This is a genomic window from Nostoc sp. DSM 114161 (genome assembly GCF_052692665.1).
In genome coordinates this window covers 4,808,660-4,818,752 of the sequence record NZ_CP195141.1, presented here as the reverse complement: position 1 = coordinate 4,818,752, position 10,093 = coordinate 4,808,660, and the positions used below count along the sequence as shown (strand labels likewise).

At 42.2% G+C, this 10,093-nt stretch carries 16 protein-coding genes and 3 pseudogenes; 11 read left to right on the top strand and 8 right to left on the bottom strand.

Features of this window, described 5'->3' with window-relative positions; all coding sequences use genetic code 11:
• Positions 1-3: 3 nt before the first annotated feature.
• Complete coding sequence (locus NSTC745_RS20800) at positions 4-582, bottom strand: aspartyl/asparaginyl beta-hydroxylase domain-containing protein (protein ID WP_445632632.1); 579 nt, start codon at positions 580-582, stop codon at positions 4-6.
• A 248-nt stretch (positions 583-830) separates the two neighbouring features.
• Between NSTC745_RS20800 and NSTC745_RS20795 the strand changes: the two genes are divergently transcribed.
• A complete protein-coding gene (locus NSTC745_RS20795) occupies positions 831-1,595 on the top strand; it encodes an SDR family oxidoreductase (RefSeq protein WP_414569465.1) in 765 nt (254 codons plus the stop codon).
• Between the two features lie 51 nt (positions 1,596-1,646).
• Here the strand turns inward: NSTC745_RS20795 and NSTC745_RS20790 are convergent.
• Positions 1,647-2,561, bottom strand: a pseudogene (locus NSTC745_RS20790) (DnaB-like helicase C-terminal domain-containing protein); the annotation flags it as partial.
• Between NSTC745_RS20790 and NSTC745_RS20785 the strand changes: the two are divergent.
• Complete coding sequence (locus tag NSTC745_RS20785) at positions 2,490-2,726, top strand: hypothetical protein (RefSeq protein ID WP_445638778.1); 237 nt, start codon at positions 2,490-2,492, stop codon at positions 2,724-2,726. The pseudogene NSTC745_RS20790 and the gene NSTC745_RS20785 overlap by 72 nt on opposite strands.
• A gap of 146 nt (positions 2,727-2,872) precedes the next feature.
• On the opposite strand, the gene NSTC745_RS20780 is transcribed toward NSTC745_RS20785, so the two are convergent.
• Positions 2,873-3,349, bottom strand: a complete 477-nt coding sequence (locus NSTC745_RS20780) for a hypothetical protein (protein ID WP_445632631.1) — start codon at positions 3,347-3,349, stop codon at positions 2,873-2,875.
• A gap of 221 nt (positions 3,350-3,570) precedes the next feature.
• On the opposite strand from NSTC745_RS20780, the pseudogene NSTC745_RS20775 reads away from it, so the two are divergent.
• Positions 3,571-4,038 (top strand): annotated as a pseudogene (locus NSTC745_RS20775) (cytosolic protein); the annotation flags it as partial.
• Here NSTC745_RS20775 and NSTC745_RS20770 read toward each other — a convergent pair.
• The 5 genes from NSTC745_RS20770 to NSTC745_RS20750 form a co-directional block, all read right to left on the bottom strand.
• Complete coding sequence (locus NSTC745_RS20770) at positions 3,979-4,263, bottom strand: hypothetical protein (RefSeq protein WP_445632630.1); 285 nt, start codon at positions 4,261-4,263, stop codon at positions 3,979-3,981. The pseudogene NSTC745_RS20775 and the gene NSTC745_RS20770 overlap by 60 nt on opposite strands.
• Positions 4,260-4,979: a hypothetical protein gene (locus NSTC745_RS20765; RefSeq protein ID WP_445632629.1), complete on the bottom strand. Its 720-nt coding sequence runs from the start codon at positions 4,977-4,979 to the stop codon at positions 4,260-4,262. The genes NSTC745_RS20770 and NSTC745_RS20765 overlap by 4 nt, the downstream gene beginning before the upstream one ends.
• Complete coding sequence (locus tag NSTC745_RS20760; RefSeq protein ID WP_445632628.1) at positions 4,976-5,197, bottom strand: hypothetical protein; 222 nt, start codon at positions 5,195-5,197, stop codon at positions 4,976-4,978. The genes NSTC745_RS20765 and NSTC745_RS20760 overlap by 4 nt, the downstream gene beginning before the upstream one ends.
• A 25-nt stretch (positions 5,198-5,222) precedes the next feature.
• Complete coding sequence (locus NSTC745_RS20755; protein ID WP_445632627.1) at positions 5,223-5,516, bottom strand: DUF1392 family protein; 294 nt, start codon at positions 5,514-5,516, stop codon at positions 5,223-5,225.
• Positions 5,517-5,652: 136 nt separating this feature from the next.
• On the bottom strand, positions 5,653-5,958 hold the full coding sequence (locus tag NSTC745_RS20750; protein ID WP_445632626.1) for a hypothetical protein: 306 nt from the start codon (positions 5,956-5,958) through the stop codon (positions 5,653-5,655).
• A 62-nt stretch (positions 5,959-6,020) separates the two neighbouring features.
• On the opposite strand from NSTC745_RS20750, the pseudogene NSTC745_RS20745 reads away from it, so the two are divergent.
• The 8 genes and pseudogenes from NSTC745_RS20745 to NSTC745_RS20710 form a co-directional block, all read left to right on the top strand.
• Positions 6,021-6,128: pseudogene (locus NSTC745_RS20745) on the top strand (IS5/IS1182 family transposase); the annotation flags it as partial.
• A gap of 290 nt (positions 6,129-6,418) precedes the next feature.
• Positions 6,419-6,583: a bacteriocin gene (locus tag NSTC745_RS20740; protein ID WP_445632625.1), complete on the top strand. Its 165-nt coding sequence runs from the start codon at positions 6,419-6,421 to the stop codon at positions 6,581-6,583.
• A 108-nt stretch (positions 6,584-6,691) separates the two neighbouring features.
• Positions 6,692-6,838: a hypothetical protein gene (locus NSTC745_RS20735; protein WP_445632624.1), complete on the top strand. Its 147-nt coding sequence runs from the start codon at positions 6,692-6,694 to the stop codon at positions 6,836-6,838.
• Between the two features lie 508 nt (positions 6,839-7,346).
• Positions 7,347-7,664 (top strand): Nif11-like leader peptide family natural product precursor, encoded by a 318-nt coding sequence (locus NSTC745_RS20730; protein ID WP_445632623.1) that lies wholly within the window; start codon positions 7,347-7,349, stop codon positions 7,662-7,664.
• A gap of 119 nt (positions 7,665-7,783) precedes the next feature.
• Positions 7,784-9,040 carry a nif11-class peptide radical SAM maturase 3 gene (locus NSTC745_RS20725; protein WP_445632622.1) on the top strand — a complete coding sequence of 419 codons (1,257 nt, stop codon included), beginning with the start codon at positions 7,784-7,786 and terminating at the stop codon, positions 9,038-9,040.
• Between the two features lie 19 nt (positions 9,041-9,059).
• Positions 9,060-9,236 (top strand): hypothetical protein, encoded by a 177-nt coding sequence (locus NSTC745_RS20720; protein WP_445632621.1) that lies wholly within the window; start codon positions 9,060-9,062, stop codon positions 9,234-9,236.
• Positions 9,237-9,256: 20 nt separating this feature from the next.
• Positions 9,257-9,535 carry a hypothetical protein gene (locus NSTC745_RS20715; RefSeq protein ID WP_445632620.1) on the top strand — a complete coding sequence of 93 codons (279 nt, stop codon included), beginning with the start codon at positions 9,257-9,259 and terminating at the stop codon, positions 9,533-9,535.
• A gap of 6 nt (positions 9,536-9,541) precedes the next feature.
• Positions 9,542-9,979: a nitrogen fixation protein gene (locus NSTC745_RS20710; RefSeq protein ID WP_445632619.1), complete on the top strand. Its 438-nt coding sequence runs from the start codon at positions 9,542-9,544 to the stop codon at positions 9,977-9,979.
• Positions 9,980-10,093 lie beyond the last annotated feature (114 nt).

The following is a 10,093-nucleotide window of genomic DNA, read 5'->3' as shown; positions in this document are numbered from 1 at the left end:
ATATTAAGAATTAGCGGAGGTTTTAGTTTGGGATAAAATTTTTAACCAATACTCTTCATCAATAGTTTGGTTAAGTTCCAATTGCTCGGTTAAAGTTGACTCTGGACGATTAAAGTCAATAAGTAAGACAATTCTAGTTTTGTCAGATTTATTCCAAGCTTCATGCTCAAATGTATCGTCAAAAACTAAACACTTCCCTTCTTGCCAACTTCTAGTTTCACTGTCTACCCGAATCGCACATTCATCGGGCACAACTAAGCCCAAGTGACAGCGCAAAACGGCTTTAGTTGCGCCAAAATGTGGACCGATATAAGTTCCTGGAGCTAAAGAAGAAAACCCCGCCGTTGTCATCCCTGGTATCATCTCAACCAACTTAGTTGTCTCAGGGCACAATCGGCAATTTTCCTCAATCTTATTGCTAAAAGCATATAGTCCAAAAACTTCCCATCCTTGGTTATAAATATTTTTTTCTGGCCAATCAATAAAGTTTTTTGGCTTTAGCTGCTCTAATTCTTTTCGGATTAGTAGCCAGTTGGCTTCTAAAAATGCGATAAATGCAAACTGATTTGATTCAAAAAACATTTTGCAGTATCTTGTTCCTTGATTTTGTTTATATATATTTTTATAGACTTTTTGGAAAAATGCTCAAAAAGCTGGAATGTTTATTTAGAGCGTGGAACTTAACTCAGATTCGTGCAAAATGTGAAATAATCTTGCGATTTTCTTTGTTAACTTATATCTGGCTCCAAATGCCATTTTTGATTTTTGGACTTTTGCAAAACGTCTAATGACATTTCAGTTGCTCATCATATCATGTTCTGTAAAATACTATGCAGTTAAAAAATGTTAAAGCAATAGTGACCGGGGCTGCCAGTGGAATCGGACGTTGCATCACTTTAGAGTTGGCTCGTGCAGGTGCTCAAGTGGTTGGCGGGGATTTGGATATTGATGGGCTGAAAGCCTTGGAGGCAGAGGGTATTGGTTTACCAGGAAATATCTACGGTTTACAGCTTGATGTAGCGAATGAATCAATTGTTAAAGAATTTGTTCTCCTCGCTTTTGAAAAGATTGGACATGTTAATACCTTGGTTAATAATGCGGGTATTCTCCGTGATGGGTTACTAGTTACACGTGACGAAGAGGGTTGGTTACGTAAGCTGCCGACGGCACAATGGAAGCGGGTAATTGATGTGAATTTGACCGGTGCTTTTTTCATGTCGCGGGAATTTGCATCTGTAGCGATTGAGAAGAATATTTCCCCAGCTTTAATAGTAAATATCTCTTCTGTAACCAGGTCAGGCAATCCTGGTCAGTCAAATTATAGTGCTTCCAAGGCGGGACTAGATGCAGACACACGTACATGGGCTTTAGAATTAGCATCCTTCGGATTTAGGGTGGCTGGCATAGCACCTGGATTGACGAATACCCCAATCCTCAGTCGGGTATCTCCCGAAGCCTTGGCAAAGATGACTGCCAAAATACCTATGGGGCGCATAGCTGAACCTTACGAAATCTGGCAGGCCATGCGTTTTATTATTGAATGTGATTACTTTACTGGTAGCGTCATAGAAGTGGATGGCGGTGCCCGATTTTAACCCCCGGCTGATTTCCCCAACACGCTCGGTCATATTAGCCCTGGAGTCAGCACCTTCAGCCATCAATTGCAGATAATCCACAACCACAAGCCCAACACCGCCGTAATGAGACGATATCCGGCGAACTTGGCTGCGGATTTCGGTCAAGCTGGGGCAAGAGTTATCGTTGATGAAAATCGGCAGTTCGCTCAAGGATGCGATCGCCTGACTTAACGGTTGCCACTGGTTATTCGACACGCACCCAGTTTCAAGAAAATTGTTTTCAATACCCGATTCACTGCTCAAGAAACGCTGTACATATTCATCAGTGGACATCTCTAGGCTGAAGACACACATGGGCAACCGACTCCTACTCGCGATCGCCAGAGCGAGATTACCAGCCAAAGCGGATTTCCCAACAGACGGACGAGCAGCCAGAACATACAGCCGCCCTTTCTTGAAGCCACCACCGAGTAAACTGTCTAAGTCGTAGAATCCAGTGGACACAGCAGGGCTAGCGGTTCCAGCGTGACGTGCTTCGATTTCGGTGAAGGCATCAGCCAGGGAATCGGAAATGTGAACTAAATCTGTGGCAGAATGCTCTGACGCAATGCCGTAGACTTTTTGTTCGGCTTGGTCAAGGACAATCGGTAGTTCGGTTTCGGTTGCATAGCCCAGCTGGACAATTTCAGTTCCCGCTTTTATCAACTGCCGCCGTTGGTATTTTTCCATCACCAAATCGGCGAAAGCATCGATGTTGATAGCTGACACAGTACGGTCAACCAGAGTTGCGAGTTTATTGCGCCCACCAACGCGAAACAATAGACCGTTGTCAGACAACCAGCCGGTGACATAGAGCAAATCCGTTGGTAGTCCTTGGCTGTACAGTCGTTGCGCTGCTTGGTATATGTCCTTGTGGGCGCTGATGTAAAAGGCATCTGCAACCAAGCGATCGCTGATTCGGCTCATAGCAGATGGGTCAAGCATGATACCACCAACTATTGCTTCTTCAGCCTCAATGCTTTGCGGGGGCAAGCGGTCTTTACTGGTTGTGAAATCCAAATCTTTTGTCATAAAAACCTCTGGTCAGGGTTGGGGACTGGTTATTGGGCATTGGGCATTAGGCATTGGGCATTAGGCATTGGGCGTTAGGCATTGGGTATGGGGTATTTGGGTATGGGGCATTGGGTATTGGGCATGGGGCATTGGGCATGGGGCATTAGGCATTGGGTATTGGGCATTGGGTATTGGGCATTGGGTATGGGGCATTGGGTATTGCTCTAAGCAGCGAATTGTTTTTATGCTGCGGCTTGATTCAGATGTGCATAAATTTGGGGATAATTCGCATCTAACCAGTTCAACCAAGCATCAGTAGCACCTGTGTATTGTTGGTCATAGCGGATACTGAATTGAGCGATCGCCGGATCTGTGCCGACTTTATCCCCAAGGTCAAGTAGTTCGCAGAATGTTGCTTTGTGCCACTCAAGGGAGCGATTCGAGTAGTAGCTAATGGGTTGGTCAGTGGCTTTTGATTCTTCAGTTTGAGGTGTAACCGACTCCAAAACTTTTGACCAATAACCCAGCAGTTCTTCTAACCCGCCTTTGGTTGCTTCCAGATTGCCGATGGACTTGATGACTGTGGGAATTTTTTCAGTCCACTCGCATTTACTCCACTTAGCTCTCTCCTTTGCGATTAACTCCACTAAACCGCGATCGCAGGTTTGGTAAATCTTGTCTCTGGTAGCAGTGCGCCAGGGGAACCGCCAGCCACGCAACTTGATTTCGCTTCGTTAAACGGCGGGCAACGGGTCAGATGCCATAATGCTGGGGTCGAGTAAAACCTGATTAAGCAAGTCTTCAATCGATTGGAATTTTGGTTTTTTAGCTTTATTCATTTGTTCGGGATTATCGAACAAGGCGGGCACTGTTGGCCTAGATGCAGGATCTTGGGTTTGATGCGAAGTCTCGGATTTTTTTAACAACAAAGACGAAGATTCAGGAGTTACAGCAGGTAGTCCGGGATGCCGAGTTAGGAAAGCGATTGATAGATAAATTGGTGAAAATTTACCGCATCGGCGGCGAAGAATCTTGGCTGTTGATTCACGTAGAAGTTCAAAGCCAAGAAGAAACAGATTTCCCCAGACGTATGTTTGTCTACAACTATCGAATTTTCGACCGTTACAATCGTTCAGTTGCTTCATTGGCGGTACTGGGAGATGAGAATATAAAGTGGCGACCGAATCAGTTTGGTTACGAATTGTTTGGCTGTACGGTTGATTTTCAGTTTCCTGTCATCAAGTTGTTAGATTATCAACAACAGATATCGGAGTTAGAAGCCAGCCGTAATCCTTTCGCTACAGTAGTAATGGCTCATTTGGCAGCAATGCAAACCAAGAGCGATAGGTTACAACGTAAGCAACAGAAGCTGGCTTTGGTACGTCGGTTGTACGAGCAGGGGTTTGAGTAATACACTCTTAGAGTAGAGGTAATCACAGCCTTCGTCGCCGTAAATACATTCAAGGCGCGGAACGGGCATTGTTTTACCAACCATACGTATTTGATTCTGCTGCCATTGCAATTCTTGGCAATGTTGGTAAAGTTCGTCGGCTTCCTGCTTGGAAAGAAACTCTGGGTAGTAAGTGACTGGTAAAACAGCAGTTGGTTCATCAAAAAGCGACATCTGTTTCATAATTCCCCTCTTGCGATAACTTCTCTGCGAGACGCTACGCGAACGTTAAGCTTCGCTAACGCCAAAACAATTTCTTCTGCCCGTTCTTGTGAAATAGCCTGTTCGGGATTCTTGTAAAACCCGATAATTTGAGATTTGGGACGCACGATAATGCGCTGTGTGGTTGCACGTTTGTCCCAAACGAAACACGAGATGGTAATGTTGTCCGTAGCCCAACGAGTACCACGTTTGTCCTTGCGAAAACAAAAGCGCGGCAGGGTCAGTACAAGTGACGGCGGGTGCTGCTGTAAGAAATCAGCCCGGTCATCGCAGGGTTCGAGAAAGCTGGTCAGGAGAAAAGCCGCAACGCCCACACGCGCTTTGTGGTAGGCATTCTTGATGATTGGTGCAGCAAATTCGGCGTATGGCGGATTGCAGATCCAGTCGCATTCGGGGAATTTAGCCCAGGAGTCGGTTAATGTTGCGTCGTAGTGAAAGTGGGCTTGTTTGTTCGGGTCAAGGTCATTTGTCCAGATATTTGTGGTGTGTGGCCACACTCCTAGTAATGATGCGATCGCCTGATGCCCAACACAAGGCTCACCAATCACACCAGACAATCGAACATGGCGCAGTAGTTCAGTTGTGAACCATGAGGGCGACTCGTAGAAGTTGAGACGGTGACGGGTAATAGTTTCAGTAACAACTGTCTGCGGTGTTAATAGTGGTGTAACAGTCATGCTGCTTCCTCTTCAACGTTAAAAGAGTCTTGATTGTTAATAATCGTTGCACTAATGGATTCAAAATCAACCTGAAAAATGTTCAAATCTGGAGTCATTTTGCCGGAATTATATCGGTCTGTAATGACTTGTCTGATGGCTGCTTCTGTCAGTCCATCAGGTAGATAAATGTGTGCTTCACTAATGACTTTTTCGACTACTTGAACGATAACTTTCATAAATTTTCCTCAAACTGAATTCGGCTCAAAGTTTGTAATTGTGCAGCCAATATACAAAAGCAGGTTTTCTCAAGTAAGTGGACTGTAATCGTCCCGTACCGATGATTTCGCGTTTAGTGACGTAGGATATTGAGCGTTCGACTGCGATGGCATAAACCCACTCGTCCTGCTGCCACTGCACCCCACAGCAATAACCAAATGTGTGATTAGTCGTGAGGTACACTTTCTCCGACAAATGAACTTCAAGCGAGGGCATTTGCTGACCCCAAGGTGGCGAGAGATACCAGCATTTTTCAAAAGCGGTGATTGCACAGTTCATTGTTTTGACTATGAATGAAGGGATTGGTGAGGCATTAGGAGAAAATTACTGAGGCTTGTCTCCATACAGATAGTTATATTTGAAACTGAGATATCCTTTTTATTTAAGTAGTGGGCATCAAAGCCCACTGTTTCCCTTACGCTGCAACTAATTCTGATACTGGCTTATAAGCCCGTAGCCGTTGCCAATCTTGGGCGGTTAACTCCTCAAACGGCAGGTCTAGCAATTGTTCGCAGTCAGTTACTTGTGCATCGGTTGACTCTTTTACTTCCAAGAGCGATGTCTGCGACGGGCAAAGCCTACGCACTGCCCGATCCACCGAACCACACGCCCTCTTGTGCTGCCCTGAAGAAGCGCGGATGACCCACCAGTTGCCATCTGTACAGCCAACTGAGCCTAACTTAACGTCATCCCGATAAATCCCGTCCTCCAGCAGTTCCAACCCGCACTTCTCGCATTCGTTGAAAATCTGCGCCATAACCTCATTCCCAGTGGTGCATGGTTCTGATGGGATGCCAACGATTGGTCAGAGGCTATGAGTTATTACCCGAAACAGCCGAGGCTTTTATTTATCTTGCCATGATCCGCATTATGTTAAGGCGATTAGCATGATATTTTACCTCTAACAACTTTTCAAACACCCTCTTAATAACAAACGAGAGCTTAAAAGCAGTAATTATGCTCTCAAAAATTTAAAAATTCCATTAAAAACTTATTTTATATAAATTAAACAACCGCTGATAGTGCAATAAGTGGAAAAAAAAATCTCAAAAATGTATTATTTATGTACGTTTTACAAGTACGAATGTCTTGATTTTAGGCAATAAATTAGAGATGCTATTAGCAAGATGAGTTAATTAAAACTTTCATCTCAATCAACTTTTCTTAGTAGGATATTGCAAATGGCTAAAATCAACATATCTAATCTTGAAAATACTCAAGATTGCTTTCAAGAATTAACAAATCAAGAACTTGATTTAGTTTATGGTGGAATAGGTTTTATTGTCAAATGGCTAGTTAGGGCAGTTGTTGCCGAAATACTAACCTATACCTCAGATGCTAATTGAAAAACAAAGTTTGCAATTTTGTAAACCTGTTGTTTTTTAATGAGCTTACACGTCTACTAGCAAGATTTTAGAAATTTGGCATATTTTGAATTAGGAGCACATTGAATAATGTCTAGAATCACAATTTCTAACCTTTCAGCTACAACAGATGATGAAAACTTCATTCAAGAAATACAAGAAGAAGATAATGATAAGATTTTTGGTGGTGGTTTAATTACTATTATCATTAAAATTATCATCAAAAAATTGGTGTAACTACATTCGGACTGTTACTACTGCACAAATAACAACCATTATGTATCAAGCCTTTTAACTAATGGTTAGATTTTTACATAGGCTCATAATAAAATATATGAATACCTATTATCTAACCTCTTATTTGCTTGTTAACTGTTTGGTTCAAAATGATAATTAGTTAGTAAAGTTGTGTAACAGTTTTTTGTAGCTTTGCTTAGTGCGATGGCATAATCACCTGCTCAAACAGATCGCTGGCAGCAGGTGATTATGCCATAGCCTGATTCAGCATCAACAATTGCAAGGTAACGTGATATTGGCATTCGAGTTGATGCAGTCGATGTTCTACAACTATCGGATTTATCAGTAGAAATTCTACTACTTATTGCAAAATACACTCTAAAGCAGGAGTAGTTGAGTTAGATACATAAACTAACCTAATTTTTGAACACGCATCGTCTTTATTCTCATAAGTGGTGCGTTAGACGTTCCGCTCTCACAAAACTATCTTAACTTAAAGGAACAAACTATGTCTCTAGAAAACGTCAAACTTTACTACGAGAGACTAGCTAATGATGAGTCTTTTCGTACTCAAATACAAAATGTAAAAAGTAAAGATGAATGTAGCCAATTTGTCAAAGCTGCTGGTTATGATTTTACCCAAGAAGAGTTTGAAGAATATACTGGTCAGTTATTAGAGTCTATTCCCGATAGTGAGCTTCAGGATTTAGATGAGCGAGAATTAGAAGCGGTTATTGGTGGTGCTACATCAGCATTTATCCAATTCTCTCTGTGGGATAAAATTCTCATTTATGGAGGGCCAAGAAGAGATTTAGACTTTTACTAAAGTTGCAACATTTACTGTTAAAAACTAAGTCAAGTACATGCAGGTTCAACATTATCAATTCATCGAAAAGGATATATCCCTATCTGTCCCTTTCTAGAGAAACAAACCAGGATATTCTCATGACATATCGTCGCATTAGTTACGCCGTTTGGGAAATTACCCTCAAATGCAACCTTGCTTGTCAACATTGTGGTTCTCGTGCCGGTCATGCAAGAGCAAAAGAATTATCTACAGCAGAAGCACTGGATTTAGTTAAACAATTAGCAGAAGTAGGAATTACCGAAGTCACTCTTATTGGAGGAGAAGCTTTCTTACGTCCTGACTGGTTAGAAATTGCTAAAGCTGTTACAGATGCGGGGATGCTCTGCGGTATGACAACTGGTGGCTTTGGTATCACGCTAGAAACTGCCCAAAGGATGAAAGAAGCTGGAATTGGCGTAGTTTCTGTCTCAGTTGATGGTTTAGAAGCAACTCATGACCGTCTACGCGGTAAAAAAGGCTCTTGGCAATGGGCGTTTAAAACCATGAGTCACCTGAAAGAAGTGGGAATTTCCTTTGGTTGCAATACCCAAATCAATCGTCTCTCCGCACCAGAGTTTCCCCTTATTTACGAACACGTCCGTGATGCTGGAATCTTCGCTTGGCAAGTGCAATTAACTGTACCGATGGGGAATGCAGCTGATAATAGCGAAATTCTATTGCAACCCTATGAATTGTTAGATATTTATCCAATGATTGCTCGTGTTATCCAAAGAGCAGCTAAAGAAGGAGTGCAAGTACAACCAGGGAATAATATTGGTTACTACGGCCCTTACGAGCGGCTTTTCCGGGGAGGAGATGCTTGGTCATTTTGGCAAGGCTGCACTGCTGGACTTTCAGCCTTGGGTATTGAAGCTGATGGTGCTATCAAAGGTTGTCCCTCGTTACCTACATCTGCATACACGGGAGGAAATATTCGCGATTATAATTTACGCACAATTATTGAAGAGACAGAGGAACTGCGGTTTAATTTGGGGGCTGGTACTCCTAAAGGAACAGAACATCTGTGGGGTTTCTGCAAAACTTGTGAATTTGCTGAACTCTGCCGTGGTGGTTGCAGTTGGACTGCTCATGTTTTCTTTGATAAACGAGGAAATAACCCATACTGCCATCATCGCGCTTTAACGCAAGCAAAACGAGGCATTCGAGAGCGATTTTATCTAGAACAACCAGCCGAAGGCTTGCCATTTGATAATGGAAAGTTTGTTTTGGTGGAGGAACCGATTAATGCACCTTTACCAGCTGACGAATCACTTCAGTTTGCTGCTAACCGCATTCAATGGTCGCATTGGCAAGAAGAAGTAACGCTGAATTCTTCTTTAGCAACTGTCAGTTAGCAAATAGGAGGAATAGTTTGTGCTTGAGTATTCAGTAGAAAATGTAGCTATTAGTTCTCAAAATCAAAGCATATCTCAAGAGCCTTTGTTACCGCGATCGCCTTGGAATAGTCAAGTAGTTTATTTGAGAGCCGTATTTAGAGTGAAAAAAGCTTTAGATTTAGTTGAGCAAGAAGCAGGTGTAGCCAAGAGTTAGTTATTCAAAGGAAAATCAAAATGTCAGAAAAATACAGAAACAACCAAAGTTCTTTTGAACTGAACGACCTGATTGATGATGCTGTAAATAGTGCGATCGCTCGAAGATATCAGGCAATGAATCCAGAAAATTCTTTGTTAGATTTATCTGATGAAGAGATAAGACATGTACTTGGTGGGATATCTTCATCTCCCATTTCTGTGAGATTATCATCATTTCCCTTGCCAGTACCAACTATAGGCTTGATATATGAAAACCCCTCTCTTCCAACATCTAAAATAAACTCTTCTCTGGAGTGAACATTAATGGAAGAGATTACTACTAAAAAGACTCCACTTTGCCCCAGTTCTAAACCAGAATTAGACAAAGCTATTGTCTACGGTGTAGTGACTGGGACAATAGCAGAACCTCGCATAGCTTATCTTAAGCAACCAGAGTTTGTCACAGAGGAATTATTAGCAAAAATTAGCCCAATTACACCCACAGAAGTTTTTCGGATTGCATCGTCCTGCGTCACTTCTAATTGCCAACATTTTGATGGCACAGATTGTCGTTTAGCACAGCGAATTGTAGATAAATTACCTGTAGTAGTAGAGAGATTACCACCTTGTTCTATACGCCGAGATTGTCGGTGGTGGCAACAGGAAGGTAAAGCTGCTTGTATGCGTTGTCCACAAGTAATTACGGATAACTATAATGCGTCTGAATTAATACATGAGGTAGCAACACCTAAACACATTTAGTTAATTTAATTAGCTAAATCAGAAAAAGTTCAGTAGTAATAATATTTTTATATCAACCAAATTTCTATATTGGGTTGATTTTTATTATGTCTACAGCAGTTTCCTTTGCATGAT

What these genes read in the sequence shown, in the direction of transcription:
- NSTC745_RS20800 (WP_445632632.1), bottom strand. Translation starts at nt 582, where the DNA reads ATGTTTTTTGAATCAAATCAGTTTGCATTTATCGCATTTTTAGAAGCC.
- NSTC745_RS20795 (WP_414569465.1), top strand. Translation starts at nt 831, where the DNA reads ATGCAGTTAAAAAATGTTAAAGCAATAGTGACCGGGGCTGCCAGTGGA.
- NSTC745_RS20770 (WP_445632630.1), bottom strand. Translation starts at nt 4,263, where the DNA reads ATGAAACAGATGTCGCTTTTTGATGAACCAACTGCTGTTTTACCAGTC.
- NSTC745_RS20765 (WP_445632629.1), bottom strand. Translation starts at nt 4,979, where the DNA reads ATGACTGTTACACCACTATTAACACCGCAGACAGTTGTTACTGAAACT.
- NSTC745_RS20760 (WP_445632628.1), bottom strand. Translation starts at nt 5,197, where the DNA reads ATGAAAGTTATCGTTCAAGTAGTCGAAAAAGTCATTAGTGAAGCACAC.
- NSTC745_RS20755 (WP_445632627.1), bottom strand. Translation starts at nt 5,516, where the DNA reads ATGAACTGTGCAATCACCGCTTTTGAAAAATGCTGGTATCTCTCGCCA.
- NSTC745_RS20740 (WP_445632625.1), top strand. Translation starts at nt 6,419, where the DNA reads ATGGCTAAAATCAACATATCTAATCTTGAAAATACTCAAGATTGCTTT.
- NSTC745_RS20735 (WP_445632624.1), top strand. Translation starts at nt 6,692, where the DNA reads ATGTCTAGAATCACAATTTCTAACCTTTCAGCTACAACAGATGATGAA.
- NSTC745_RS20730 (WP_445632623.1), top strand. Translation starts at nt 7,347, where the DNA reads ATGTCTCTAGAAAACGTCAAACTTTACTACGAGAGACTAGCTAATGAT.
- NSTC745_RS20725 (WP_445632622.1), top strand. Translation starts at nt 7,784, where the DNA reads ATGACATATCGTCGCATTAGTTACGCCGTTTGGGAAATTACCCTCAAA.
- NSTC745_RS20715 (WP_445632620.1), top strand. Translation starts at nt 9,257, where the DNA reads ATGTCAGAAAAATACAGAAACAACCAAAGTTCTTTTGAACTGAACGAC.
- NSTC745_RS20710 (WP_445632619.1), top strand. Translation starts at nt 9,542, where the DNA reads ATGGAAGAGATTACTACTAAAAAGACTCCACTTTGCCCCAGTTCTAAA.